The 24,105-nt window shown below is 63.3% G+C and carries 24 protein-coding genes and 1 pseudogene; 14 read left to right on the top strand and 11 right to left on the bottom strand.

Annotated features, from left to right (window positions below; translation table 11 throughout):
- The first annotated feature begins 4 nt into the window (after positions 1 to 4).
- Both cynS and OH705_RS20655 read left to right on the top strand, forming a co-directional pair.
- Complete coding sequence (gene cynS, locus OH705_RS20660; protein WP_038706489.1) at positions 5 to 475, top strand: cyanase; 471 nt, start codon at positions 5 to 7, stop codon at positions 473 to 475.
- An 85-nt stretch (positions 476 to 560) separates the two neighbouring features.
- A complete protein-coding gene (locus OH705_RS20655; protein ID WP_267302867.1) occupies positions 561 to 1,784 on the top strand; it encodes an amidohydrolase family protein in 1,224 nt (407 codons plus the stop codon).
- 9 nt (positions 1,785 to 1,793) lie between these two features.
- Here OH705_RS20655 and OH705_RS20650 read toward each other — a convergent pair whose 3' ends face one another.
- From OH705_RS20650 to OH705_RS20640, 3 genes are all read right to left on the bottom strand, one after another.
- Entirely contained in the window at positions 1,794 to 3,047 is a 1,254-nt protein-coding gene (locus tag OH705_RS20650; RefSeq protein WP_110605447.1) for an arsenic transporter, read from the bottom strand.
- 8 nt (positions 3,048 to 3,055) lie between these two features.
- Positions 3,056 to 4,309, bottom strand: a complete 1,254-nt coding sequence (locus tag OH705_RS20645) for an MFS transporter (RefSeq protein ID WP_094012065.1) — start codon at positions 4,307 to 4,309, stop codon at positions 3,056 to 3,058.
- Between the two features lie 132 nt (positions 4,310 to 4,441).
- Positions 4,442 to 5,335 (bottom strand): LysR family transcriptional regulator, encoded by an 894-nt coding sequence (locus OH705_RS20640; protein ID WP_023629245.1) that lies wholly within the window; start codon positions 5,333 to 5,335, stop codon positions 4,442 to 4,444.
- 146 nt (positions 5,336 to 5,481) lie between these two features.
- On the opposite strand from OH705_RS20640, the gene OH705_RS20635 reads away from it, so the two are divergent.
- The 5 genes from OH705_RS20635 to OH705_RS20615 all read left to right on the top strand — a co-directional run bounded on the left by OH705_RS20635 (position 5,482) and on the right by OH705_RS20615 (position 12,224).
- Positions 5,482 to 6,561, top strand: coding sequence for a 4-oxalomesaconate tautomerase (locus OH705_RS20635; RefSeq protein WP_267302866.1), 1,080 nt, complete (start codon positions 5,482 to 5,484; stop codon positions 6,559 to 6,561).
- A 74-nt stretch (positions 6,562 to 6,635) separates the two neighbouring features.
- Positions 6,636 to 7,949, top strand: coding sequence for a dicarboxylate/amino acid:cation symporter (locus tag OH705_RS20630; RefSeq protein WP_267302865.1), 1,314 nt, complete (start codon positions 6,636 to 6,638; stop codon positions 7,947 to 7,949).
- Between the two features lie 123 nt (positions 7,950 to 8,072).
- Positions 8,073 to 9,377 (top strand): CitMHS family transporter, encoded by a 1,305-nt coding sequence (locus OH705_RS20625; protein ID WP_023629242.1) that lies wholly within the window; start codon positions 8,073 to 8,075, stop codon positions 9,375 to 9,377.
- A 63-nt stretch (positions 9,378 to 9,440) separates the two neighbouring features.
- Entirely contained in the window at positions 9,441 to 10,694 is a 1,254-nt protein-coding gene (locus tag OH705_RS20620) for an OprD family porin (protein ID WP_267302864.1), read from the top strand.
- A 177-nt stretch (positions 10,695 to 10,871) separates the two neighbouring features.
- Complete coding sequence (locus tag OH705_RS20615; protein WP_267302863.1) at positions 10,872 to 12,224, top strand: spinster family MFS transporter; 1,353 nt, start codon at positions 10,872 to 10,874, stop codon at positions 12,222 to 12,224.
- 45 nt (positions 12,225 to 12,269) lie between these two features.
- Here the strand turns inward: OH705_RS20615 and OH705_RS20610 are convergent, their stop codons facing one another.
- The gene (locus tag OH705_RS20610; RefSeq protein WP_267302862.1) at positions 12,270 to 13,094 is read right to left on the bottom strand and encodes a helix-turn-helix domain-containing protein; all 825 of its coding nucleotides are present in this window, start codon (positions 13,092 to 13,094) and stop codon (positions 12,270 to 12,272) included.
- A 112-nt stretch (positions 13,095 to 13,206) separates the two neighbouring features.
- Between OH705_RS20610 and OH705_RS20605 the strand changes: the two genes are divergently transcribed.
- Together OH705_RS20605 and OH705_RS20600 are read left to right on the top strand one after the other, a co-directional pair.
- Positions 13,207 to 13,521 carry a hypothetical protein gene (locus OH705_RS20605; protein ID WP_023629239.1) on the top strand — a complete coding sequence of 105 codons (315 nt, stop codon included), beginning with the start codon at positions 13,207 to 13,209 and terminating at the stop codon, positions 13,519 to 13,521.
- Entirely contained in the window at positions 13,518 to 13,949 is a 432-nt protein-coding gene (locus OH705_RS20600; protein WP_267302861.1) for an MAPEG family protein, read from the top strand. Before OH705_RS20605 ends, OH705_RS20600 begins: the two co-directional genes overlap by 4 nt.
- 47 nt (positions 13,950 to 13,996) lie before the next feature.
- Here OH705_RS20600 and OH705_RS20595 read toward each other — a convergent pair whose 3' ends face one another.
- Positions 13,997 to 14,788, bottom strand: a complete 792-nt coding sequence (locus OH705_RS20595; protein WP_094012072.1) for a helix-turn-helix transcriptional regulator — start codon at positions 14,786 to 14,788, stop codon at positions 13,997 to 13,999.
- A gap of 138 nt (positions 14,789 to 14,926) precedes the next feature.
- Here OH705_RS20595 and OH705_RS20590 point away from each other — a divergent pair, with 138 nt between their 5' ends.
- The 3 genes from OH705_RS20590 to OH705_RS20580 all read left to right on the top strand — a co-directional run bounded on the left by OH705_RS20590 (position 14,927) and on the right by OH705_RS20580 (position 17,751).
- Entirely contained in the window at positions 14,927 to 16,030 is a 1,104-nt protein-coding gene (locus OH705_RS20590) for a polyamine ABC transporter substrate-binding protein (protein ID WP_267302860.1), read from the top strand.
- Positions 16,031 to 16,217: 187 nt separating this feature from the next.
- Entirely contained in the window at positions 16,218 to 17,090 is an 873-nt protein-coding gene (locus tag OH705_RS20585; RefSeq protein WP_267302859.1) for a contractile injection system protein, VgrG/Pvc8 family, read from the top strand.
- A 118-nt stretch (positions 17,091 to 17,208) separates the two neighbouring features.
- Complete coding sequence (locus OH705_RS20580) at positions 17,209 to 17,751, top strand: hypothetical protein (RefSeq protein ID WP_028690511.1); 543 nt, start codon at positions 17,209 to 17,211, stop codon at positions 17,749 to 17,751.
- A gap of 13 nt (positions 17,752 to 17,764) precedes the next feature.
- Here the strand turns inward: OH705_RS20580 and OH705_RS20575 are convergent, their stop codons facing one another.
- From OH705_RS20575 to OH705_RS20565, 3 genes are all read right to left on the bottom strand, one after another.
- Positions 17,765 to 18,151 carry a hypothetical protein gene (locus OH705_RS20575; protein WP_267302858.1) on the bottom strand — a complete coding sequence of 129 codons (387 nt, stop codon included), beginning with the start codon at positions 18,149 to 18,151 and terminating at the stop codon, positions 17,765 to 17,767.
- A complete protein-coding gene (locus tag OH705_RS20570) occupies positions 18,141 to 18,800 on the bottom strand; it encodes a hypothetical protein (RefSeq protein WP_104445107.1) in 660 nt (219 codons plus the stop codon). Before OH705_RS20570 ends, OH705_RS20575 begins: the two co-directional genes overlap by 11 nt.
- Positions 18,801 to 18,924: 124 nt before the next feature.
- Entirely contained in the window at positions 18,925 to 19,740 is an 816-nt protein-coding gene (locus OH705_RS20565; RefSeq protein ID WP_023629235.1) for a carbon-nitrogen hydrolase family protein, read from the bottom strand.
- Positions 19,741 to 19,863: 123 nt separating this feature from the next.
- Between OH705_RS20565 and OH705_RS20560 the strand changes: the two genes are divergently transcribed.
- Both OH705_RS20560 and OH705_RS20555 read left to right on the top strand, forming a co-directional pair.
- Positions 19,864 to 20,676, top strand: a complete 813-nt coding sequence (locus tag OH705_RS20560) for a LuxR C-terminal-related transcriptional regulator (protein WP_062363637.1) — start codon at positions 19,864 to 19,866, stop codon at positions 20,674 to 20,676.
- A 279-nt stretch (positions 20,677 to 20,955) separates the two neighbouring features.
- Positions 20,956 to 22,272, top strand: a complete 1,317-nt coding sequence (locus tag OH705_RS20555; RefSeq protein ID WP_267302857.1) for an APC family permease — start codon at positions 20,956 to 20,958, stop codon at positions 22,270 to 22,272.
- A 357-nt stretch (positions 22,273 to 22,629) separates the two neighbouring features.
- Here the strand turns inward: OH705_RS20555 and OH705_RS20550 are convergent.
- From OH705_RS20550 to OH705_RS20540, 3 genes and pseudogenes are all read right to left on the bottom strand, one after another.
- Positions 22,630 to 23,070: pseudogene (locus OH705_RS20550) on the bottom strand (GNAT family N-acetyltransferase); the annotation flags it as partial.
- A 62-nt stretch (positions 23,071 to 23,132) separates the two neighbouring features.
- Positions 23,133 to 23,402 carry a DUF3077 domain-containing protein gene (locus OH705_RS20545; protein WP_062363628.1) on the bottom strand — a complete coding sequence of 90 codons (270 nt, stop codon included), beginning with the start codon at positions 23,400 to 23,402 and terminating at the stop codon, positions 23,133 to 23,135.
- 154 nt (positions 23,403 to 23,556) lie between these two features.
- Positions 23,557 to 23,802, bottom strand: coding sequence for a hypothetical protein (locus OH705_RS20540; protein WP_011534689.1), 246 nt, complete (start codon positions 23,800 to 23,802; stop codon positions 23,557 to 23,559).
- Positions 23,803 to 24,105 lie beyond the last annotated feature (303 nt).

Genomic DNA, 24,105 nt, shown 5'->3' with positions numbered 1-24,105 from the left:
CACCATGATCCAGTCGCAAATCAGCCAGAACGCCCGCCTTGCCCTGAGCGAAGTCATCCTCCTGGCCAAGGCCCGCAAGGACCTGTCGTTCGCCCAGATCACCGACGGCACCGGCCTCTCCGAAGCCTTCGTCACTGCCGCGCTGCTGGGCCAGCACCCGCTGCCGGCCAGCGCTGCCCAGGTGGTGGGCGACAAGCTCGGCCTTGACGCCGATGGCATCGCCCTGCTGCAGACCGTGCCACTGCGCGGCAGCATCCAAGGCGGCGTGCCGACCGACCCGACCATCTACCGCTTCTACGAGATGCTGCAGGTGTACGGCACCACCCTCAAGGCACTGGTCCACGAGAAGTTCGGCGACGGCATCATCAGCGCCATCAACTTCAAGCTGGACGTGAAGAAGGTCGACGATCCGGAAGGTGGCTCCCGCGCGGTGATCACCCTGGATGGCAAGTACCTGCCGACCAAGCCGTTCTGATTCGCCCCTAGGGAAATGGCTCGGGCGCCGCACGACGCCCGAGCCATTTCCACGCGCGCTATTGATCCCCGACAGGAGCGACGGCATGGACCTGATCTTCAGAAATGTCCGCATCGACGATGCAAAACCCTTGATGGATGTCGCCGTGCACAACGGCAAGATTACTCACATCGCCCAAGCGATCACTGCAACGGCAAGCCAGGAAATCCAGGGCAACGGCAATGTCCTGGTCCCCGGCTTCGTCGAAGCCCACCTGCACCTGGAAAAAGCCAATGTCATGCAGCGCAAGGCCAACCGCTCCGGCACCTTGGCCGAAGCGATCGCCGTCACTGCGGCGCTCAAGCCCACCCTGACCCGTGATGACATTCGCGAACGCTCTGTACAGGTGTTGCGCGCCCTGGTGCAGGCCGGCACCACCCATGTGCGTGCCCACGCCGAGTTCGATCCGGCCCAGGGTTTCACCGGCCTGGACGTGGTCCTGGAGCTGCGCGAGACCTTGCGTGATGTCATCGATATCCAGGTTGTGGCGTTTCCCCAGGAAGGCATCCTGAAACTACCCGGCATGAAAGCGATGATGGTCGAGGCGATGGAGAGGGGCGTCGATGTGGTCGGTGGCATTCCCTACAACGACGTCTCGCCCCTGGAGCACATCGATTTCGTCTTCGACCTGGCCCAGCGCTATGGCAAGGACATCGACCTGCATCAGGACTTCGCCGACGACGCCGAGCACATGACCATCGAATACGTGGCCCGCCGGACCCTCGCCACGGGCTACCAAGGGCGCGTCAGCGTCGGCCACCTGACCAGCCTGGCGGCCGTGGAGCCAGAGCGCCAGGCGCGCATCATCGCGCTGCTGCGCGAAGCCGGCATCAGCGTGATGTGCCTGCCCGCCACCGACCTGCACCTGGGCGCCCGTGGCGATAGACACAACGTGCGGCGCACCCTGACCCCGGTGCGGGCGTTGCGCGATGGCGGGGTGAACGTGTGCCTGGCCACCAACAACATCCGCAATGCCTTCACCCCCTACGGCACCGGCGACCTGCTGCACATCGCGCAGCTGGCCATCCCCGCCTGCCACCTGGGTGGGGCGGACGACCAGGCCACGGTGCTGCCGATGCTCACCAGCAACCCGGCCAAGGCCCTGGGGTTGCAGAGCCATGGCTTGGCGGTGGGCAACGACGCGGACCTGGTGCTGATGGACACCCACCGTATCAGCGACGTGATCCTCGACCTGCCCGCGCGGCTGATGGTGCTCAAGCGCGGCAGGGTGGTGGCGACAGCGGAGCAGCGGCGCTCGGTGGTGTTCTGAAGGCCGGGCTCAGACCGCCAGCAGCAACAGTGCCGCCACCAGTGCCGGGGGCATTACCAGCACGCCCAGACGCAAGAAACTCAATGCGCCGACATGCTCGCCCTCGCGGCGGATCGCCACCAGCCACAGCAGCGTGGCCAGGGAGCCTGTGATCGACAGGTTCGGCCCCAGGTCGACGCCGATAAGCAAGGCGGCGGTGGTCTGCCGGGGCAGCTCGACCAGCTGGCCGATGGAGCCGGCGATCAGGCCGGTGGGCAGGTTGTTCATCAGGTTGCCGGCCATGGCCGAGATCACGCCCGCAGCCCAGCTCGCCGTGCCCGGGGACTGCTGCGCCAGGGCCGCCAGCATATGCGCGAGCCGTTCGATCACGCCGGTATGGGCCACCGCCTCCACCAGCACGAACAGGCCCGCCACCAGCGGCAGCACGCCCCAGGCCACATGGCGCAGCAACGGCGCCGGGCTGCGCCGTTGGCGCAGGTGGATCAGCCCGACCGTGGCCATGCCTGCGCAAAAGGTCGGCAGACCCAGCGGCACGTCCAGTGCCGATACCGTCAACAGCAGGGTGCCGGTGAACATCAGGCCCAGCGCGCAAAGCCGGGCGCCGGCCGACAAGGGGCGCATCTCGATGGCCACGGCCAGTGGCTGACGGATGCGCTTGCGCATGGTCAGGCGCAGCACCAGGTAGGTCATGGCGATGGCGCCCAGCGAGGGCAGGGTGAACTGGCGCAGCCATTCCAGCAGCGGTGGCATCTGGCTGCCGAAGACCACCAGGTTGGCCGGGTTGGAGATCGGCAGCACGAAGCTGGCGGCATTGGCGATGAAGGCGCAGATGAACAGGTAGGGCAGCGGCTCGGCTTTGGCCGCCTTGCACGCCGCATACACGGCCGGCGTCAACACCACGGCGGTGGCGTCATTGGAGAGGAACACGGTGACCAGTGTACCGACCAGGAATACCAGGTCGAACAGGCGTTGGCCCGAGCCCCTGGCATGCTGCACCGCGTACCTGGCCAGCCAGTCGAACAAGCCTTCCTGGCGAGCCAGCTCGGCCAGCACCATCATGCCGGTGAGGAACAGGTAGACATCGCCTCCTTCGGCGATTGCCGCCAAGGCCAGGCGCCATGGGATCAGGCCGCAGGCCGTCAGCCCTAAGGCGGCGCCCATCGCCCAGACATATTCGGGCACGCGTCCCGGCCGAAGGATGACCAGGGCGGTGGCCGCGGCCGCAACCGACCAGATGATCAGGGATGACTCAGCGACAGGCATGTGAGGACTCAGTTCTCGGAAGGGGAGTGAAGGGGAGGGGCTTGCTCGGCGTTGGCATCGCTGGCAGGTCGGCGGGTCTCCGGCATGGCCAGCCAAAGCAGAAGCAACGCTGCAGTCGCAATGCCCGCCAATGTCAGGAATGCCGCGTCGTAGCCTGCGGACTGTACCACCAGCCCCGCGACACCGGGACTTAGCGCCGCGCCCAGGCCGAAGGCCGTGGACAATGCGCCAAGGCTGATATTGAAGCGCCCGCTGCCTTGGGTGAGGTCCCTGACCACTACCGGGAACAATGCCCCGAACAGTCCGGCGCCGACGCCATCGAGCAATTGCACGGCCACCAGCCAAAACGGATTGTCAGACATCACGTAGAGCACGCCACGCAGCGGCAGGATCAGGAAACCGACGAGCAACAGCGGTTTGCGTCCCCAGCGGTCGGCCCTGGCGCCGGCCAGCAGCGCCATGGGCACCATCACCAGCTGCGCCGCGACGATGCACGCCGAGGTCAGCGGCGTGGCCAACTGCAGGTTGGCCTGAGCCAGTTTCTGGCCCACCAGCGGAAGCATTGCCGCGTTGGCCAGATGGAACAACGCGCAGCACACGGCGAACAGCAGCAAGGGGCGATTGTGCAACAGGACGGCAAGGCCGGCGGGGTGGGCATGCTGGCCCGGCGGCCGCGGGTCAAGGCCACGCGCGAGGTCATGGTCGATGGCTGTCGCCGGCACTCGGCTAATGGCGATCAGGCTGGCTACGGTCATCGCCGCCATCAGATAGAACACCGCCACCGGTCCGAACAGGTAGGCCAGCCCCCCGGCGAGCACCGCCGAGCAGGCATTGCCGGCATGATTGAAGGTTTCGTTGCGGCCCATGCGCCGGGTGAATGCCCGGGGCCCGGCCAGGCCCAGTGAAATGGCAGCGATGGCCGGCGCGAACACGGAACCTGCGACCGCACTGATGGCTTGGGTCAAGGTCACCAACGCGCCGCTGCTGATCCAGGGCAGCACCAGGCAACTGCCGGTCACCAGCAGCGCGGCGATGGCCATTACTGCGCGCTTGGCCGTGGTCCTGTCGATCAACGCGCCAGCTGGCGTCTGGGTCAGCAATGCCGTGACGCTGGCCAAGGTCATGACCAGGCCGATGCTGCCGGGCTCCCAATGGTGCACCGCCAGCAGGTAGATCGCCAGGTAGGGCCCAAGCCCATCACGGACATCGGCCAGGAAAAAATTCAACCCATCGAGCGAACGTTCATGCGCAGGCGAGGCCAAGGAAAACTCCGCAGGGACAAGTGAACAGAGCGCCCTGAATTTCAAGGGCGGTCAATAGCCGCATACGTTAGCACTCCGCGGCGCAGGTGCTGATGAACTTTGCGCGGGTCCGGCATGCCATCGGCCCAGGGGTCAGCGATTGGGCCATTGCTGCAAGAGGATCGATACGAACTTTTCGGCCGCCGGCGACAGTGACGCGCCGCGACGAAACACCAAGCCCAGCGTGCGGCTGACCTGCGGCTCGCCCAGCGGCACGCTGACCAACGTCGGATGGTCGGCGCTGGGCATGGCCAGGCTAGGCATGGCCGAGACCCCCAGCCCGGCCTCGACCATGCCCAGCGAGGTCGACAGGTGCTGGACCTCGTAGAACCATTGAGGGCGCAGGTTCAGGCCGGCCAGCGCATGATCGAGCAACATGCGGTTGCCGCTCAGGCGACCGACCCCGATCAAGCGGTAGTCGGCCAGTTCGGCCCAGGTAACCGCGTCGCGCTTGGCTAACGGGTGGTCCCGGCGGCAGGCGAGCACGAAATGCTCCTGGACCAGCGAAACGAACTCAATGTCCGGATGCTGGCCACTCATCATGTTGATGCCAAAATCGGCCTCTCCCCGCAGTACGGCTTCCAGCCCATCGTTGGCACTCAGGTCCAGCAGGCGGATGCGGATTTTCGGGTACTGCGCGTTGTAGTCGCGGATCACCGAGGGCAGAAAGTAGAACGCTGCCGTGGGAATGCAAGCGAGGGTGACTTGCCCGGTCTGGCGCTCGGCCAGTTCGCGGATGCTCAGGATCGAATCCTCGAAATCATCCAGCAGGCGCCTGGCCTTGGGCAGGAAATCCCGGCCCACGCTCGTCAGGCTGACCCGGCGGGTAGTGCGTTCGAGCAACGATGTACCGAGCCCCTCCTCGAGTTTCTTGATCCGTCGGCTCAGGGCGGGTTGGGACAGGTGCAATGCTTCTGCAGCCTCGTGAAAACTGCCAAGTTCGGCGATTTTCACGAAAGATCTAATATCTTGCAGTTCATATTCCATCAGGTATCGCTCAGTAGGTCGCTCGATTATTGATGTGTTAAACGCAATAATGACTACGATATTTGCATTGGATTGATTTATCCATCCCTGTCACTCTTTTGCTCACAACATCAATGATGTCCATTGATCAACAAGAGTGCGAAATCATGCAACGAATTCCTTGCGTACTCATGCGCGGCGGTACCTCCAAAGGGCCGTTCTTCCACGCCTGGGACCTGCCTGCAAACGTGGTCGAGCGCGACGAGTTGCTGATCAGCCTGATGGGCTCCGGACATGAGCTGGAGATCGACGGCATCGGTGGCGGCAGCCCGCAGACCAGCAAGGTGGCGATCATCAGCCCGTCATTGCACGCCGATGCCGATGTCGACTACCTGTTCGTCCAGGTGATGGTCGCCCAGCGGCGTGTCGACACCGCGCCCAACTGCGGCAACATGCTGTGCGCTGTCGGGCCGTTCGCCATCGAGCAAGGGTTGGTCAAGGCCAACGACGGCAAGACCCTGGTACGTATCCGCAACCTCAATACCGGAACCTTCGTCGATTCACTGGTGCAGACGCCCGGCGGCGTTGTGCGCTACGAAGGGCGCACGGCGATCGACGGCGTCCCTGGTACAGCGGCCCCGGTGCACCTGACGTTTCTCGATGCGGTGGGCAGCAAGACCGGCAAGTTGTTCCCTACGGGCAAGCCTCAGGATGTGATCGGCGGCGTGCCGGTCACCTGCATCGACATGGCCATGCCCATGATGATCGTCGAGGCCCGGCAACTGGGCGTGACCGGCTCGGAAACCCCGGCCGAACTAGATGCCGACAATGCCTTGCTGCAACGCCTGGAAGCCTTGCGCCTGAAGGCCGGCAAGGCAATGGGCCTGGGCGATGTCAGCGGCATGGTGATCCCCAAGCCGGTGCTGGTCGCGCCACCCCGTCATGACGGTACGGTACAGGTGCGCTATTTCATGCCGCACAATTGCCACCGGGCCCTGGCGATCACCGGCGCAGTCGGGCTGGCCACGGCCTGCGTCAGCGCCGGTACGGTGGTCGCTGACTTGCTCGGCGAGGGCGCTCAACACCTGGAGCAGGTGCGCATCGAGCATCCCAGTGGCGGCATCGACGTGGCGCTGTCGCGCAGCGGCGTCGATGGCAAGACCCTGCAGGCATCGGTGGTGCGTACCGCCCGTCGGCTGTTCTCAGGGTTCGTCTATGCCCCGTCTTTGCGCAGACTGGCGGGATAGACCACAGGCCGCCGCTGTCAGGGCGGCTTCAGCAACAAGCGCATCCGCACAATTTCAACAATGGGTGATGCCTCATGAAACTTGCCAGATCCCTGTATTTCCAGATCCTCTGCGCCGTCCTGCTGGGCGTGGTGGTCGGCCACTTCTGGGCGCAACAGGCCGTTGCCCTCAAACCCCTGGGCGATGCCTTCATCAAGCTGATCAAGATGATGATCGCTCCCGTGGTGTTCTGCACCATCGTCACCGGCATCGCCGGCATGACCGACAAGCGCTCGCTGGGGCGCCTGATGAGCAAGACCTTGATGTTGTTCCTGCTGCTGACCGTGGTCAGCCTGGTGATCGGTCTGGCGGCGGTGTACCTGTTCCAGCCCGGGGCCGGCATGAACATCGATCCTGCCACCCTGAGCACAGCGGGCCTGGACCAGTACGCCGCCTCGGCGGCGAAGCTCGGCGTGGTCGACTTCTTCATGCACATCATCCCCGAGACGTTCATCGGCGCCTTCAACAAGGGTGAGGTGCTACCGGTATTGTTCATCGCCGTGCTCAGCGGTTTCGCCCTGTCGTCCATGGGCGACAAGGGGCGGCCCGTCCTCGCGGTGCTGGAGTCGGCCTCGACCATGGTGTTCCGTATCTTCGGCTACCTGATGCGATTCGCCCCTGTAGGCGCCTTCGGTGCGCTCGCCTTTACCGTTGGGCAATACGGCGTCACGTCCCTGGGCTCGCTGGCCAAGCTGGTGGGCACGCTGTACATCGCATGCGCCTTCTTCGTCCTGGTGGTGCTGGGCGGCATCTGTCGCGCCCATGGCTTCAGTCTGTGGAAGCTGCTGCGCTATTTCCGCGAGGAATTCCTGGTGGTGCTCGGTACTTCTTCCACCGAGCCTGTGCTGCCGCGCATGCTTGAAAAGCTCGAGCGCCTCGGTTGTCGCAAAGGCGTGGTAGGGCTGGTGCTGCCAACCGGGTATTCCTTCAACCTCGATGGCACCGCCATCTACCTGTCGCTGGCGGCAGTGTTCATCGCGCAGGCCTGCAACATCGACCTGACCCTCGGGCAGACGGTGACCATGCTGGCAATCATGCTGCTGTCGTCCAAGGGGGCCGCCGGCGTGACCGGCAGCGGCTTCGTCGCACTGGCCTCGACCCTCACGGTCATCCACGACATTCCGCTGGCCGGGCTCGCCTTGTTGATCGGCATCGACCGCTTCATGTCCGAGGCGCGGGCCCTGACCAGCCTGGCCAGCAACGCCGTGGCCACCGTGGTCATCTCGCTGTCGGAGCATGCCTGCGATCGCGAAACCTTGCTGCGCCGCCTCGACGGCGCGCCGTCGGCGTCCGACGAAGTCGTCGACGCTCACCCCGAGTGGTCCGCGCAGCCTCCCCGGCACGGCTGACCAACCGGTTAACACTCCCATGTTGCAGTAGACTTCACCCAGCGTCCTTGCGATGCCGGGTGGGGCAGGGGGCCGTCTGCGCGTCGGACGGCCACACACAGAATAAAAACAAGAGAAAATACCATGCTCGCACTCCTGGGCCTGATCATGGTGGTGACGTTCACCTACCTGATCATGAGCAAACGCCTGTCGCCGATCGTCGCGCTCACAGTGGTACCCATCGTTTTCGCCGTGATCGGCGGTTTCGCTCCCGAGCTCGGCAAGATGATGCTCGATGGTCTGAAGATGGTGGCGCCCTCGGCGGCATTGCTGCTGTTCGCCATCCTGTTCTTCGGCCTGATGATCGATGCCGGCCTGTTCGACCCCTTGATTCGCAAGATTCTCAAGCGCGTGAACGGCGATCCGATCAAGATCGCCATCGGCACCGCGCTGTTGTCGCTGCTGGTGGCACTCGATGGCGACGGCACCACCACCTATATGATCACCTGCGCGGCGATGTTGCCGCTGTACAAGCGCATCGGCATGAACCCGATGATCCTGGCCACTGTGTCGATGCTGTCGCTGAGCATCATGAGTGGCATGAGCCCCTGGGGCGGGCCGGCCACCCGGGCCATTGCCGCCCTGGGGCTGGATGCGACCGAATACTTCATCCCGATGCTGCCCACCGTGATCGGTGGCGCGGCCTGGGTGGTGTTCACCGCCTATTTGTTGGGGCGCGCCGAGCGTCGGCGCATCGGCAATGTCACCCTGGCGTCAGGGGGCGGCAACTGCTACATCAAGGAAATCCTCGGCGACAACCCGCACAAGCGCCCGCGCCTGGCCTATGTGAATCTGCTGCTGGTGATCGCCGTGATGACCGCGCTGGTGATGGGCGTGATGCATTCCGCGCTGCTGTTCATGATCGGTTTCGTCGCCGCGTTGATGATCAACTATCCGCAGCTGGAGCTGCAGAAGGAGCGCATCCTCGCCCACTCGGGCAATGCCATGACCGTCGTGCTGCTGGTGTTCGCCGCCGGCATATTCGCCGGCATCTTCTCCGGCACCAAAATGGTCGACGCCCTCGCCCAGACCTTGGTGGACTGGATCCCCGACGCCTGGAGCCACTGGTTCCCGCTGGTGGTGGCGCTGACCAGCATGCCGCTGACCTTCGTGCTGTCCAATGACGCCTACTACTTCGGGGTGGTGCCGATCCTGGCCAACGCGGCCGCGGCCTATGGCATCGACCCGGTGGAAATCGCCCGGGCGTCGGTACTGGGGCAGCCGGTGCACCTGATGAGCCCGTTGGTAGCCTCGACCCTGTTGCTGGTGGGGATGGTCGACCGCGATATCGGCGACTTCCAGAAAGCCACCGTCAAGTGGGCGGTGCTTACCTCGCTGGTGATCACCGCGCTGGCGCTGCTCACAGGTGCCTTGTCCTTCTTCGTGTGAATCACCGGGCGCCGCGCGGCGCCCGCCCACCGCTCATCCAAGAACAACAACAGAGTACCGATCATGTCCCGAAGTGTTTTCCGTGGGGCCACCTGTGGCCTGCTCTGCGGCTGGTTGCCCGTTGCCGGCGCTGGCGGATTCGTCGACGACGGCAAGCTCAAGCTGCAGCTGCGCAACGTCTATTTCAACGAGAACTTCCGTGACGAGCAGGGCCTGACGCCGCGCGCGGCGGCCTCCGCCAAGCATGAGCGGACCGAGTGGGCGCAGGGCTTTTTGCTCGACTACCAGTCCGGTTTCACCCAGGGTACCTTGGGCGTTGGGCTCGATGCCCTGGCCCTGGTGGGCGTGCGGTTGGACTCCGGACGCGGTCGCAGCGGTAGCGGTCTGTTGCCGGTGCACGACGACGGTCGGGCCGCGGACGAATTCAGCAGCGCCGGCCTGACTGCCAAGGCGCGCCTGGGCCAGACCGTGATCAAGCACGGTACCTTGCTGCCCAAGACTCCGGTGCTGGTCTACAACGACGCGCGGCTGTTGCCGCAGACTTACCAGGGCACGCAGCTGACCAGCACCGACATCGATGGGTTGAGCCTCACCGCCGGTCACCTGGACAAGTTCAAGTTGCGCGACTCCTCGGACAGCACCGGTTTGTACCTGGACGGCTACAGCGGCAACGCGTCCGGTGATTTCTCCTACGCCGGTGCCGATTATGCGGTGGGCAAGCCGCTGCGCCTGAGCTACTTCCACGCCCGGCTCGACGGCTTCTATCGCCAGGACTTCGCAGGCCTGGTGCATGACCTGCCGCTGGCCGGCGGGGTGCTGACCACCGACCTGCGCTATTTCAGAAGCCGCGACAGCGGCGCAGCCCATGGCGGCGCCATCGACAACGACCTGTACAGCGGGCAACTGGCGTATGCGCATTCCGGGCATACGGTCGGTGCCGGCTACCAGGTGCTTGATGGCGAGGCGGGGCTGCCCTATATCAGCGGCGCAACGGTGTATTCGTTCAGCAACGTAGGTATCGGCAAGTTCATCGAGGAGCAGGAAAAAACCTGGATGGCCAGTTACGCCTACAACTTCGCCGCCGCAGGGGTGCCCGGGCTTACCTTCATGACGCGTTACCTCAGCGGCGACAACGGTCGCACCGGGGAGGCGGGTATCAAGGAGTGGGAGCGTGACGCCGAGCTGGCCTACGTGGTCCAGGGTGGGCCGCTCAAAGGCCTGGGGGTGAGGGTGCGCAACTATGTCTATCGTTCCGACTTCGCCCGCGGCCGCGACAGCAACCGTGTGTACCTGACTTACGACATTGCGCTTTGGTGAGTGTCCATCCTGGGGGCGGTGAGCGTTCGGGAGTCGGTTGTGGGTATTGATGGCGAGCTTGCCGCGGTCCATCGGCTGCTATCAGCGCGATCAATGTTGGCAGACGATGACCTGATGTCCCTCTAGATTGCAAAGGCGTGCTGGAAGCCCCGAACAATAATAACGAGGGACCTGACTATGCCCACCGCCCCCCAAGCGACCAACGCCTGGCGCATCCTGTTCCTGCTGTTCCTGGCCAACCTGTTCAACTTCTTCGACCGCACCATCCCCGCCATCGTCATCGAGCCGATCCGCCTGGAGTGGCACCTGAGCGACTTCCAGATCGGCATCATCGGCACCGCCTTCACCCTGGTCTACGCCATCGCCGGCCTGCCGCTGGCGCGTATCGCCGACACCGGCTCGCGCAGCCGGCTGATGGGCTGGGGCCTGCTGGCGTGGAGCGGGCTGACGGCGGTCAACGGCATGGTCGGCAGTTTCTGGAGTTTTTTGCTGGTACGCATGGGCGTGGGCATCGGCGAGGCCAGCTACGCGCCGGCCGCCAACTCGCTGATCGGCGACCTGTTCCCTGCCGGGCGGCGGGCAAGGGCGATGGGTATCTTCATGCTTGGCCTGCCGTTGGGCCTGTTGCTGGCGTTCTTCACCATCGGTGCGATGGTCGGGGCCTTCGGTACCTGGCGCGCACCGTTCTTCATTGCCGCCGTGCCTGGCGTGTTGCTGGCGCTGTTCATCTTCATGATCCGCGAACCCGCGCGCGGTGCGGCGGAGACTGTGGCCATCGCCCAGACCCCGCTCGACCGTCCGCTGCGCCGGGTACTGAGCGTGCCCACCTTCGCCTGGCTGGTGCTGGCGGGGCTGACCTTCAATTTCGCCACCTATGCCTGCAACTCGTTCATGGTGCCGATGCTGCAGCGCTACTTTGCGCTAACGCTGCACGACGCCGCGGTGGCCACCGGGCTGATCGTCGGCCTGAGCGGCCTGGTGGGCCTGACCCTTGGCGGCTGGGTGGCCGACAAGGTGCACCAGCGTTTTGCCAACGGCCGCCTGGTATTCGCCGCGCTGAGCATGCTGGTGGCCACCTTGTGCACCGCCTGGGCGCTGCATGCCGGGCGCATCGAGCTGGGCGTGTTCGTGGCGGTGTTTGGGATCGGCTGGCTGTTCTCGTACAACTTCTACACCTGCGTGTACACCGCCATCCAGGATGTGGTGCAACCGCGCCTGCGGGCCACGGCCATGGCGCTGTTCTTCGCCGGGCTGTACCTGCTGGGTGGTGGCCTGGGGCCGGTGGTGGTCGGTGGGCTGTCGGATCACTTTGCCGGAGCGGCCATGGCGGCGGCGGGCGAGGTGGCGATGAGCGAGGCGTTCAAGGCCCAGGGGCTGCATGACGCGATGTACCTGATCCCCGTGGCCCTTTTGCTGACCATGGTGTTCCTGCTGGCGGCCTCGCGGTGTTTCAGCCGGGATGCCCAGCGAATGCGCAAGGGCATGGTGCTGGATGGCGCAGAGGTGGCGGGGCAGGCTGCACAGGCTTGAGTCCCTGTAGTTCAGCCAGATATTGCGGCTCGATCATTATCGGTTTCACTGTTGCTGCTGCCGAGCCAGCCATTGATCATAGGCCGCCGTCATAGTTCGCCACGTGGTACCGTCGGCCGGCACCAGGTGTTCGATGCGCAGCGAAGCCACGGTGATGTCCTGTGGCATGCCGAAGGTGGTGAAGGTGGACAGGAACCTCAGCTCACCGTCGGCGGTACGCACCCGGGTCAGCATCAGCGGTGACAGTGTCGTGTCCGGCGTTGTTGCGGGTGGTACGGGCAAACTTTGCAGCCGCCGAGCCAGCTCTGAATTGCCAACCGCTTCCCTGGCCGCTCGCTGCCAGGCGATCGCCCGTATCTCATCGGCATTGACCAGATGATCCCCCAGTCCGCCCGGGCGCAGCAGTGTGTCCAGCAGGTTAAGGCCCGAGGTGCTGCTCGTCGGTACGCCAACCATGGCGAACAACAACCCGGCGCTGGCATTGGCCGCAGTGATGTCCCAGTTGCTGGCGATGACGATGGCCGGCGCGGGGTTGTTGGCCTGCAGGATGTGCTCCAGCGCGTCGTGCACCATCTTCATGGTCGGGGCGTCGGGTGCCGAGGCTGCATAGCGCGGTGCGTAGCCCGCCGCGAGGAACACCTCGTTGCAGTGTTCGAGCGGCACTTCCAGCGCGCTGAGCAGGGCATGCAGGGTGCTCGGGCTGGCCTTGGCGCGGCCGGTTTCGACGCAGCTCAGGTGGCGTTGCGACAGGCCGGCCACCAGCGCCAAGTCGAGCTGGCTGAGCCCGGCCTGGCGGCGTAGGCGGCGCAGGTGCTCTCCGGCATCGGTGATGGCAGGTGTGTGCATGGGGTGAAAGGGAGAAAGGCTCATGCGTCGACTCTGGCTGTCCTTGGCTGAAGCATCCATGACCTGTGAGGTCATTGAGGCGGGGACGACTCTATCACTACCGTGACGGCAACATCGCCCCTGAAGGAGTCGACCAATGAACGCACGATGGATCGCGTCGCCAGTGTTGCTGCTGTTCACCCTGTACACCGGTTGGACGTTGATGATTGCCGAGCAATCACTTCTTGCCTTTGGCCTTGATCTGCTGTCCCGACCCGATACGGCCCAGGTCGTTATCGACCTGTATGTGATGGCCGGTCTGGGCTGTATCTGGATGGCAAACGACCAGTGCCAGCGGGGCGGGTCGTTGCTTGGCGTCTTGCCCTATCTGGTGCTGACGGCGCTCTTTGTCTCCCTGGGGCCGCTGCTGTACATCGTGGTCAAGGGCTTGGCGCAGAGGCCAGGGGCATGAGCGGCGCCCTGGCGGTCTACGCCTGCTGCGTAGTGGTGCTGTTCTTCAAGATGCTGGCGATTTCCTGCTACCAGGGCTACTTCCGCCTGCGTTTCCTGACCTTCACCAACAGCGAGGATGCGGCAGTGTTCAAGCGTTCGGCTTGCCCTGAGGAATTGCCGCAGGTAACGCGGGCCATGCAGGCCTGGCGCAACGATCTGGAGAACATCCCGATGTTCCTCGCGCTGGGCGGCCTGGCGGTCGTGCTGGAGGCGCCGGTTGCCATGACGGCTTGGCTGAGCGGGGCATTCACCGTGGCCAGGGTGTCGCATACGGTGACTTACCTGGCGGGTATCCAGCCGTGGCGGACGGTGAGTTATGGCGTGGGGGTAATCTGTTTGATCGGGTTGGCGACCTTGGTCATCGACGCGCTGGCATCGACGCCTTGAAGGTCTGCCAGGCGTGCAGCAGCCGGCGGCAGGCAAGATGCCTGAATTCAACTGGTACAGAAAGCATCCGACTTCGGCACAAAGAAGCGAGCAAACAATTCCGACTGCGACTTGATGTTCAACTTGGCGTAAATGTTCCGGCGGTGCACTTTCACCGTTTCCGCCGAGAGTGAAAGCTTTCCGGCAATCTCTTTGTTGGAGAAACCGCTCAGCAGCAGTCTCAGTACATCGCTTTCACGGGTGGTGATCTGCGCGCCCAGCTGGGTCAGTGTTTCCTGCCAGGGCGGTACCTCGGCAAGATCCTTCTCGACATCCACCTCGAAGGCCATGCGCTGGTGCATCAAGGCCGTCACCCAGGGCTTGATGAGGTCGAGGATGGTGATCTGTTCCTGGCTGAAGCGCGCCTTGCTGCCAATGGAGATGCACAGCGTGCGGTCAGCGTCGAGCTGAACGTTGTACTGCGCTTCATCGGCCGAGATGTAGTGCGCGAAGTACTGGTGGTAGTACTCGGTTTCCACAAAGTACTCCGGCGCGATATCCAGCAGGTGGAAGAAGCCGCTCTGCGGGTTTTCCCGGTTGGCGATGTAGAACGGGTCCAGCAGGTAGAGCCCCTTCACATAGCGATGGATGAACGCGTTGACCTCTTCGGCATCCGCCACCTCGGGCAGGCTCACCACTTCCACTTGCTGGCTGGCGAAGATCAATACCACCCAGTTGTCGATCTGCACGTACTCGTTCAATACCCGAACCAGCGAACTCCAGAACGCCGGACGGTCCAGCTGCATGATCAGCTTGCCGATCGATCGGTGCCAGGCCAGGCTTTGCAGGTCGAACGGCATTATCTACCCCTTTTGGGTTAGGAACTCGCAGGTCAGAGGTAAGTATTCCGAGGTATTTACTATCCGGTCCTGCCCGGTATAGTCGCTCACTGGGCCTAGGATGGCCGTGAAGTTACATCGATTCGATAAGGATGTTGCATGAGAAGGTCACGTTTGCGAACCCTTTTTTCGGCCTCGCTGCTCTGCGCAGGGATCAGCACCTCGGTGCTGGCCGCCGAACCCGGGATGCACCTGTACAACTGGTTCGGGCTGCTCGCACCAGAGACGCCGAAGGCGTTCGAGCAGGAAACCGGCACCCGCGTGCACATGGACGCGTTCGACAGCGCCGACATCATGCAGAGCAAGGTCATGGCCGGGCGCACCGGGTATGACGTGGTGGTGGCGACTTCCAACGTACTGCCCAGCCTGATCGCGGCGGGCGTGCTGCAACCGCTGGACCGTGCGCAACTGGGCAACCTGGCGCACATCGACCCCGATATCCTCGCCCAGTTGGCGGTCAACGACCCCGGCAATCGCTACGCGGTGCCCTACCTGTGGGGCACCACCGGCATCGGCTACGACGTCGACAAGGTCAAGGCCGCGCTGGGCGACCAGGCGCCGGTGGACAGCTGGGACCTGATCTTCAAGGAAGAGAACATCAGCAAGCTCAAATCCTGCGGCGTGGCGATGCTCGACTCGCCCAGCGAGATCATCTCGATTGCCCTGAACTACCTGGGCCTGCCCAGCAACAGCAGCAATCCTGCGGATTACCAGAAGGCGCAAGACCTGCTGATGAAGATCCGCCCCTACGTGCTGTATTTCGATTCCTCGCGCATCGACACCGACATGGCCGACGGCAATATCTGCGCGGTGGTCGGCTGGGCCAACGGCGCCTTGGCCGCGCAGGCCCTCAACGAGAAGAACAACACCGGGCGCAGGATCAACTACAGCCTGCCGCGCGAAGGCGCGCTGGTGTGGTCGGAAAACCTGGTGCTGCTCAAGGATGCGCCCCATCCCAAGGCAGGCATGGCGTTCATCAACTACATGATGCGCCCGGAAGTGATCGCCAAGACCTCGAACCACACCCTGTACCCCAACGCCAACAAGGACGCCACCCAGTTCGTCGAACAGGCGCTGCGGGACAACCCGTGGATCTACCCCGACAAGAAGACGATTGCCACGTTGATCCCGCTCGAGCCGCTGCCGTTGAAACTGGAGCGGATCCGCACCCGGGTCTGGACCAAGGTGAAGAGTGGCGTCTGACTTGAGTTGACGTGTCGGCAGCTGCCCGGTGCAAGGGAGTACCGGACAGCGCGTTGACCAAGGTTGCCTGCGGCCGATTGCTCCAAGCACGAGCGAACACCATCGTCTCGCGGTATCCGGCTGCTCAGCCGAGGCGGGCGATGGTCTTGCGTACCTGATTTCATCTTGAGCCGGAGGAGAACAACGGATGTTCAGCCCAGCCCAGAAGACACACTTGAACTTGACGATCGAAGGCGTGGAGCACGATTTCCAGGTGCTCGGCTACACCGGGGAAGCGGTGGCCAACAGGCCTTTCTTTTTCAACGTGGAACTGGCCAGCGAATGGCCCGACCTGGACCTTGAACGCTTCCTCGACCTCGAGGCGTTCTTCAGCTTCGACATGAACGGCAATGGCATTCATGGGCGGATCTACCACATCGCGCCGATGGAGCAGGCCCCGTGTTCGGCGCGTTACAGGTTGACCCTGGTGCCGCACTTGTCCTACCTGCGGCACCGCATCAACCAGCGGATCTTTCAACAGTTCTCGGTGCCCAGGATCGTTGCCCTGATCCTGGAAGAGCATGGGATCGTGGGCGACGCTTACCGCTTCGAGCTGAGTGCGAGCTACCCCGAGCGCGACTACTGCACCCAGTATGGCGAAACGGACCTGCACTTCGTCCAGCGCTTGTGTGAAGAGGAGGGCATCCGTTTTCACTTCCAGCACAGTGCCCAGGGGCATGTGCTGGTGTTTGCCGATGGCCAGGCGGTGCTGCCGTGGGGCGTGCTTTATCGTCCGCCCCTGGTTCATGCCAAACCACGGGTGGTGGGGAACCAGACAGCCGTGGTCATTGCCGTGGAGGATGACGAGAGCCCGTGTGATCGGCACCTTGCCAGGATTCAGGTCAAGTTTCCCTGGGATCCTGAGGACAGGTTTGACGACAAGAGCTGTTGTTGGCTGTCGGTGGCGTCTGATTGGCCTTGCGCGGTCACGCCTCCGCGAATGGGCATGGAGGTAATGGTCTCGTTTCTCGGAAACGATCCTGATCAGCCACGGGTCAGTGGGTGCCTGTGCTGCCGATAGCCTCATTCTGGCCACGGCAGCTTTATCCGAAATTATTCCAGGTTGATAATTATTGGCATCCCATAATTGCTAATAAACTCATGGTTGACGATTCCCTGCCCCCCGGTGGTGCGCACCGATGAATATCGACTCTCGATATGGTGTGATTGCCGTCGTTGACGAGCCGACCTACACGTTCGACTCCACAGACAATATCCGGTGTTATGCGCGGGAAATCATCCTGGGCGACGATGGCGTGTCATCGGTTCATGGCGTAATGCTGGACGACTTCGGCCTGCTGGTGGTCGGTGCCGGCGGAGGCGGGACAGGAGTACATGCACAGTCGGCGCTGGTGATCGACGACAAGCTGCTATTGGCCGTGGGCAACCAGATTGCCTGCGTGTCGCTGACCGCTCCCCATGACCTGCTTTGGTCGCGCAAGGTGGATCTGGCGACGTGTTTCGGTCTCTATTGGGCTGCGCGGCAGCGTGCACTGATTTCGCACGGCGAGCTGGAAATCACAGGTTTGTCCCTTGAGGGCGACGTTATCTGGAAGGCCATGGGTGCCGACATCTTCACCGGGCGCTTTCAGCTGGCGCCTGACCATGTGGAAGTCGTGGATTTCTACGACACCGTCTACCGTTTTGATGTGGTGACGGGGGAGGCGTTGAAATGCAGTTGATGCACGTAGCCGGTTAAACGTCGCGATGCAATCCTTCTGCGTCCTGCCGATACAAAGTTCGCTCGAATTGAAAGCTGATCACGAAGCGTGAGCCTGTCCGCGCAATGGCATTGGCAATCTTGTCCAGATCCGCCATCGGTGAATGCTCCTGCGGCCCAGGCCCTTTGATCCTGATGCTGGCGCGCGTGGCGACACTGAAGTCGAGCTGTTTGGTGTCCTCTGCATAGAGGGTGTGGTCGGTGATGACGAGGTCGGCGGTCAGCGTCAGCCATGACGGGAAGTAGGCTTCCAGGCTGTCGCTTGTACGCGTGACTTCAATCGCGCCAGCTGCTTGCAGGGCGTTTGCCAGTGCTGCTGCGTCAAGCGATGCGTCAGCTTCCAGGAACAGATCAAGGCTCAATGACGTTACCCTCGGTCGACGCTTCGAAGCGCTGGGCGACCCAGCATTCTTCCCCCAGGTGCAGAAAGGCTCCACCCAGCCGCCATAGCTCGAAGTAGGCGGTAAAGTCGATGTCCAGTGCAATGAGCGGGGCGGCGATGTACCAAGCCAGCCCATAGTCCGCCGCGATGCCGTACCAGGCCTCGAACAATGCGTAGTCGGCGGCGGTATGGCAGTCGGCGGCTTCGCGAACCGCATCCCCTAATGCTTCGCTGGCCCAGGTGCCCGGTATATCGAAGTTGTCGATAGCCTTGAGGTCGGCCATGGGCTTGCAGATCACCCGCGCATTGCGGGTCAGGGTCATCAGCTCTGAATCGCCCGTCCGCTCGAAAAAGTCGGCCTGCACATCCAACCATCGCCGGGTAGCGGCTGCCAGTTGTTCTGGCGTGCCTCGTTGCGTGGGGAGCAGGTACAGGTAGGGAAGCGTGCCGGCAGCCAGCACTTCCAACGTGCGCCTGGCCAGTTCGGGGGCGTGCTTGTAGCCTTCGAGGATGGTGGCCACCTCGTGGGGCTGGCCATGCTCCTTGAAAAGCGCGATGAACTGGGATTTATCGATATCGCTGTGGCCTTCGACCAAGGCGCGCCAATCATCCAGCAGGGAGGTGTCCATTCGGCTTCCTTGGTTATGGGCGCGGGCATTGTGCATCGCGCTTCGGTTGTTGCGCCAGGGAACGAGCGCCGGGTTCGGGCCTCGTTGAATGGACCACTCCTGTCGGTTACGGGAGTGTCCTCCTTTAATCGATAACCAGCTCCCATACGCCACTGGCATGCTCGATCCGCTCACCCGGCAACCGGATGCGCTGGTTGGCGCTGTAGTCATGGAAGGCGCGGGCCTTGCCGATCAGCGACAGGTCCAGGGTCACGCTATGCCGCGACTCGCCACGCCCGGCCTCGAACAGCGTCTGGCCATACGGGTCCACCGCCAGGCTCGCCCCGACGAACACGCAGCCATCCGGCCCTGACCCCATGCGGTTGGCGACCACGGCGAACACCTGGTTCTCCATTGCTCGCGCCATTACCGACACTCGATGCACATGGAACTCCGGCTCGGACAGGCCGTCGGTGATCAATATCAGCTGTGCGCCCAGGGCCTTCAGCGCTCGCGCCGTCTCGGGGAACTCGCTGTCGTAGCAGATCAACAGGCCCAGGCGCACACCGCGCCATTCGACGGTGGCGAAGCGGTCGCCCGGCACCACGATGCCGTGCTCCGGCACCCACAGGTGGGTCTTGCGGTAGGTGAGCAGGATGCCTTCGGGGGCGATGAACAATGTGGTGTTGTAGAACGTGCCGCCGTCGTTCTCGTACAGCCCCAGCACCACCGCGATATCATGCCGGCGCGCTGCCGCGACCACCGCCTGCACGGCATCGCCGTCGATGGCTTCGGACAGCATGCCGACGTCGTCCGCAGTGAGAAAACCGGTCAGGTGCGACTCGGGGAACAGCAGGATATCGGTGTCCGGCGCGCACTGGGCCAAGGCCTCGAGGATGCCGCGCAGGTTGTGGGCGGTGTCGCCGTCGCGGGTTGTCGTCTGTACCACTTCGATCTTCATGGGCAATCCGTCTCGCTGGGCCCGACCCTTCCGCGGGCAAGTGACATTTGCGAAGGGTGGTGCAAGTATGAAAACAATCACTGGCAAAACAATCACTTCGACGGGTTAACCCGGGGGTAGGGCATGAGCTTGAGCCTGCAGGATCTTTCGTGGCACCAGGGTGTGGGCCAATGCATCGAGCACCTCGACCGGCCGAGCTTCTGGCGCACACTGGCGACGCTGCTCGGCGATTTCGTCGAGGTCGATACTTGGGTGGCGCTGCTGTTCAGCCACGACAAGCCGTTGATTTTCGACCAGAGCCCTTACGAGCGCGAGGGCATCGACCCGCTGGTGAGCGAGTACGCCAATGGCCTGTACCTGCTCGACCCGTTCTACATCAGCAGCCGCGAGCGGCCGCTGACCGGCCTGGTGCGCCTGGCCGACGTGGCCCCGGAGCAGTTCCAGCAGACCGATTACTACCGCCTGTACTTCACCCACAACGTGGTCGCCGACGAGGTGCAGTTCAACCTGGCCCTGGGCGATGGGCGCACGCTGTGCCTGTCGCTGGGCGGGCGCTCACGTTTCGACGCCCAGGCCATCGCCCAGCTGGAGCTGGTGCGCCCCTGGCTGATCGGCCTGCTGCGCCAGCGCCTGCACTTCGAGCAATTGCCCGAGCGCGCACCGGCCAAGCCCGCGCTGGGCCTGGCCCAGGGGCGCGACGAAGCACGGCGGCAGCTGGAGTCGGTGCTCACGGCGCGGGAGCTGGACGTGGTGCGGCTGATCTTGTCGGGGCATTCGAACAAGGAGACGGCCATCAAGCTCAAACTGTCGGCCGAGACGGTGAAGGTCCATCGCCGCAACGTGTACCGCAAGCTGGACGTGAACTCCCAGAGCGAGCTGTTCTCGCTGCTGTTTTTGGCCGGCGAAGACCTCGCCAGCCTGCAACCGGCGCCGTGATTCCCCTGCGCCATTACCCCCGGGTTAATCATTCGACGTTATAGGAATCCGCACGGGGATCCGCATACTGGCCCTGCACCTTGTAGGCGCGGGCATGCCCCGCGATCACCGGCAAAGCCGGTGCCATCCCCGAGTTACTTGCTGTGCACGCCGTCCCTGCGCCCCGTGCAGCCAGACCGGCTGGGCAATTTCCTAGAACAATCACAAGAGGATGACCCATGGCTCATTTCGCTCACGGCCCGGCCCGTGGCATCGCCCCTGCGCGCCAGGAGGCCACCCATGCCTGACGCCACCCCCGCAAAACTCTCCCTCACCTCCCTGACGGTCTTCGGCCTGGCCTACATGTGCCCGAGCCTGGCCATGGTGATCTTCGGCGTGATCTCCGAACGCAGCGACGGCATCGCCCCCAGCGCCTTCCTGCTGGCCACAGGCGCCATGCTGCTGTCGGCCCTGAGCTATGCCAAGCTGTCGCGCCTGTTCCCGGTGTCCGGCTCGGCCTACTACTACGCCAAGCGCCTGCTCGGCCCCGGCTGCGGCTTCGTGGTCGGCTGGGCGGTGCTGCTGGCTTACCTGTTCATGCCCATGGTCGCCTGGCTGCTGCAGTCGGTGTTCCTCAACGCCCAGTTCCCGCAGGTGCCCACCTGGGGCTGGCTGCTGATCAATATCGGCCTGACAACGGCGGTGACCGTCAGCGGCATGACCCTGACCGACCGCCTGAACAAAGTGCTCACGGTCCTGAGCGTGGCCTTGGTGCTGTTGTTCATTGGCTACTGCCTGCGCTATGTGGCCGGGCAGCCCCAGGTCGGCTTCACCCACCCCGTATGGAACGAACACAGCACCTTGACCGGCCTCACCGCCGCCGCAGCCATCGCCGCCTATTCGTTTCTCGGGTTCGACGCCGTGACCACCCTGGCCGAGGAGGCCGAGCAGCCCAAGCGCGACATCCCCCGGGCGGTGCTGCTGGTGATCAGCCTGGGCGGGCTGCTGTTCACGGCGGTGGCCTACCTGATGCAACTGAGCCACCCCGGCGGCCAGTTCGCCGACCCGCAAACGGCGACCTACGCGCTGTCGATCGAGGTGGGCGGGCAGTTCTTCGCCGACTTCGTCAACCTCGGCGGCATCGTTGCCGGCTTCGCCTCGTGCCTGGCGGTGCAGGTCAGCGCCAGCCGCTTGCTGTACTTCATGGGCCGCGAAGGCGTGCTGCCGCCGCGTTGTTTCGCCAAGCTGCAGGGCAAGGCGCGCACGCCGGTGTTCAACCTGTTGCTGATTGCCGGGCTGGGATTGATCGGGATCGGCGCGGATGTGAGCTCGGCCGCTTCGCTGATCAACTTCGGCGCGTTCCTGGCGTTTGCGGCGGTGAATGTCTGTGTGATCGCGTACTACCGGCGTGAGCGGCGCAAGCAGCGGTTGAGTGGGGTGGGGTTCGTGGTGTTTCCGCTGCTGGCGATTGGGGTGAACCTGTATCTGCTGTCGCTGTTGAACACGGTGGTGATACTGGCCGGGGTGGCTTGGCTGGTGTGTGGCGGGTTGTACCTGATGTGGCTGACGGCGGGGTTCAGCAAGCCCACGCCGGGGCTCATGGAGGTCGAGACCTGAAAGCGCAGGGTTTCCAGGTCAGGTATCTGGTGGGAGCGGGCTTGCCCCGCGATCATCGGCAGTGCCGGTGCCAAGCACTGCGACGCTCGAATGAACACCCTGCTGGGTTAGGCCGAGCGCATGTGAGTGGACTCACTCATAACCCATTTTCAGGTCTTGGGCTTGGGCTGCCAGCTCATTCATCACTACACGGCTGCCCTTGACTCGGTTGTCCTTGTAGGCAATCAGCTCGGAGAACGCGATAGCCCGCTCGCCTTCAGCGCTGGCATGGGGGATTGTTCCCTCATCCAGCAGCTTCGCCAGATGCTCGCAAGAAACGTTAATCGCGAGGGCCGCCTCCGTCATGGTCAGCGTGGACTTTTCCAGGACAATGGTGCGTTCCACACCATGGAATTCATCACGAAGCTTCCGATATCCCAAGCGCGCGTAGCACCCTTGGGCGGTGATGGATGAAGGAACGCTCAGTGCCGTGACACCTGCCCTGATCGCTGCAGCATGAACGGCCTCCATCAACCGTTTGCCGACACCTGTCCGATGATGGATTGGAGCGACGAACACTGTCCTGACAACCTCGCCATCCAGGCTTGCCGTTCCCAGCAATTCGTTTTGGTTGACTGCTACGAATACCATTCGGCTATCGAGCAATGCACTGACCGCCGCAGGTGAAAAGCTCTGCTCGACCTGGGCGATCACCTCTGCCGGGTAATCCCGCGAGTTGGATTCGCGCAATGCCGTGATCACGATGCGGCTGATGGCTTCTGCGTCTTCGCGCTGAGCGCGGCGGATATGACATTCCATGGAGACATCCCGAATTTATGCCCAAAGCTTAGTCGGTGTAGGAGCGGCGTTTACCTGTGAAGTCAGTGCTTCATCCCCAGCTCCGCATCATCCATCAGCGCCTTGGCCAGCGCGCTCAGGTAATACGATGCCCAGATCAGCTGAGGTTTTTCCTCCATGATCCCGGTGATGGTCAGGTCGCACACGCAGCCCATCAACTCCGAAGCCTGTTCCCGTGCGTGCTGGCAAGGGATGCCGGGTTCGATGCAGAACAGCGGGTCGGTATGCCCTTCACCCTGGTAGAACTTGGTCTTGCCCACTGTGGTGTGGGGCGTGGTGTCGTCTGTGCTCATTGCTCAATCTCCCTGAAATGCTCGGTGCCTGGGCGAGCTCTCGCAGTTAGATCCGCTATCAGCTACACACCATCTGCCGCGCAGCCACGCCGATCCTCTGTGGGAGCCGGCTTGCCGGCGATGAGGCCAGCCCAGGCAACCCATGGCTAACGGCCTAGTGCAGTGTGCGAGGCTCCACCTGCGGCATCTGCACCTGAATCAACGCCGATTCGAGCAGCACCCGCAGCGCCTCCATTTCATGCATCGCGGCCATGACCAGAATCGACACGGGCGACTTGGGATGCAGCAGAACAGCCTGATGCGCCACGGTCTGCGCGCAGAGGGCGTACTCCGTGGCCTGGATGATGGTGTCTTCGAGAGAGTGGTGGTTGTGGGGTGGATCGGGGACGATCTTTAACATAACAATTTCCCTTTGGTGGTGCCGCCACCTGCCTGCTGTCAAACAGTAGGGTGGCAGCTGTACGTGGGTTGACAGACCGGCGGAAATTGCAAAGTTCCGGCGCACGCAAGCGTGCCCGCACGTACAGCTGCCATAAAGGTTGAGCTGCATGCAATTTGCCGTCACAGCCTGTCAAAGCTGTATCGTTGATGTGCAACGATAGGCCGAGACTAGAGCCCCACCAGGGAGACCGCAACGGAAAAAAGGCGGCAGAAGTATGTTTGGGAAATGGACTACAGCATAGGGTTTTAATCTGATTTTTCT

The sequence above is a fragment of the Pseudomonas sp. BJa3 genome (assembly GCF_026343815.1).
GTDB lineage: Bacteria > Pseudomonadota > Gammaproteobacteria > Pseudomonadales > Pseudomonadaceae > Aquipseudomonas > Aquipseudomonas soli.
The sequence above is the reverse complement of the archived record's forward strand: the minus strand, read 5'-3'. Positions and strand labels throughout refer to the sequence as shown.

Coding starts and splice junctions, on each gene's coding strand:
- OH705_RS20540 (WP_011534689.1), bottom strand. CDS start 23,802: ATGTTAAAGATCGTCCCCGATCCACCCCACAACCACCACTCTCTCGAA.
- OH705_RS20580 (WP_028690511.1), top strand. CDS start 17,209: ATGAATATCGACTCTCGATATGGTGTGATTGCCGTCGTTGACGAGCCG.
- OH705_RS20615 (WP_267302863.1), top strand. CDS start 10,872: ATGCCCACCGCCCCCCAAGCGACCAACGCCTGGCGCATCCTGTTCCTG.
- OH705_RS20555 (WP_267302857.1), top strand. CDS start 20,956: ATGCCTGACGCCACCCCCGCAAAACTCTCCCTCACCTCCCTGACGGTC.
- OH705_RS20655 (WP_267302867.1), top strand. CDS start 561: ATGGACCTGATCTTCAGAAATGTCCGCATCGACGATGCAAAACCCTTG.
- OH705_RS20630 (WP_267302865.1), top strand. CDS start 6,636: ATGAAACTTGCCAGATCCCTGTATTTCCAGATCCTCTGCGCCGTCCTG.
- OH705_RS20605 (WP_023629239.1), top strand. CDS start 13,207: ATGAACGCACGATGGATCGCGTCGCCAGTGTTGCTGCTGTTCACCCTG.
- OH705_RS20650 (WP_110605447.1), bottom strand. CDS start 3,047: ATGCCTGTCGCTGAGTCATCCCTGATCATCTGGTCGGTTGCGGCCGCG.
- OH705_RS20570 (WP_104445107.1), bottom strand. CDS start 18,800: ATGGACACCTCCCTGCTGGATGATTGGCGCGCCTTGGTCGAAGGCCAC.
- OH705_RS20635 (WP_267302866.1), top strand. CDS start 5,482: ATGCAACGAATTCCTTGCGTACTCATGCGCGGCGGTACCTCCAAAGGG.
- OH705_RS20560 (WP_062363637.1), top strand. CDS start 19,864: ATGAGCTTGAGCCTGCAGGATCTTTCGTGGCACCAGGGTGTGGGCCAA.
- OH705_RS20640 (WP_023629245.1), bottom strand. CDS start 5,335: ATGGAATATGAACTGCAAGATATTAGATCTTTCGTGAAAATCGCCGAA.
- OH705_RS20600 (WP_267302861.1), top strand. CDS start 13,518: ATGAGCGGCGCCCTGGCGGTCTACGCCTGCTGCGTAGTGGTGCTGTTC.
- OH705_RS20625 (WP_023629242.1), top strand. CDS start 8,073: ATGCTCGCACTCCTGGGCCTGATCATGGTGGTGACGTTCACCTACCTG.
- OH705_RS20545 (WP_062363628.1), bottom strand. CDS start 23,402: ATGAGCACAGACGACACCACGCCCCACACCACAGTGGGCAAGACCAAG.
- OH705_RS20620 (WP_267302864.1), top strand. CDS start 9,441: ATGTCCCGAAGTGTTTTCCGTGGGGCCACCTGTGGCCTGCTCTGCGGC.
- OH705_RS20595 (WP_094012072.1), bottom strand. CDS start 14,788: ATGCCGTTCGACCTGCAAAGCCTGGCCTGGCACCGATCGATCGGCAAG.
- OH705_RS20610 (WP_267302862.1), bottom strand. CDS start 13,094: ATGAGCCTTTCTCCCTTTCACCCCATGCACACACCTGCCATCACCGAT.
- OH705_RS20565 (WP_023629235.1), bottom strand. CDS start 19,740: ATGAAGATCGAAGTGGTACAGACGACAACCCGCGACGGCGACACCGCC.
- OH705_RS20590 (WP_267302860.1), top strand. CDS start 14,927: ATGAGAAGGTCACGTTTGCGAACCCTTTTTTCGGCCTCGCTGCTCTGC.
- OH705_RS20585 (WP_267302859.1), top strand. CDS start 16,218: ATGTTCAGCCCAGCCCAGAAGACACACTTGAACTTGACGATCGAAGGC.
- cynS (WP_038706489.1), top strand. CDS start 5: ATGATCCAGTCGCAAATCAGCCAGAACGCCCGCCTTGCCCTGAGCGAA.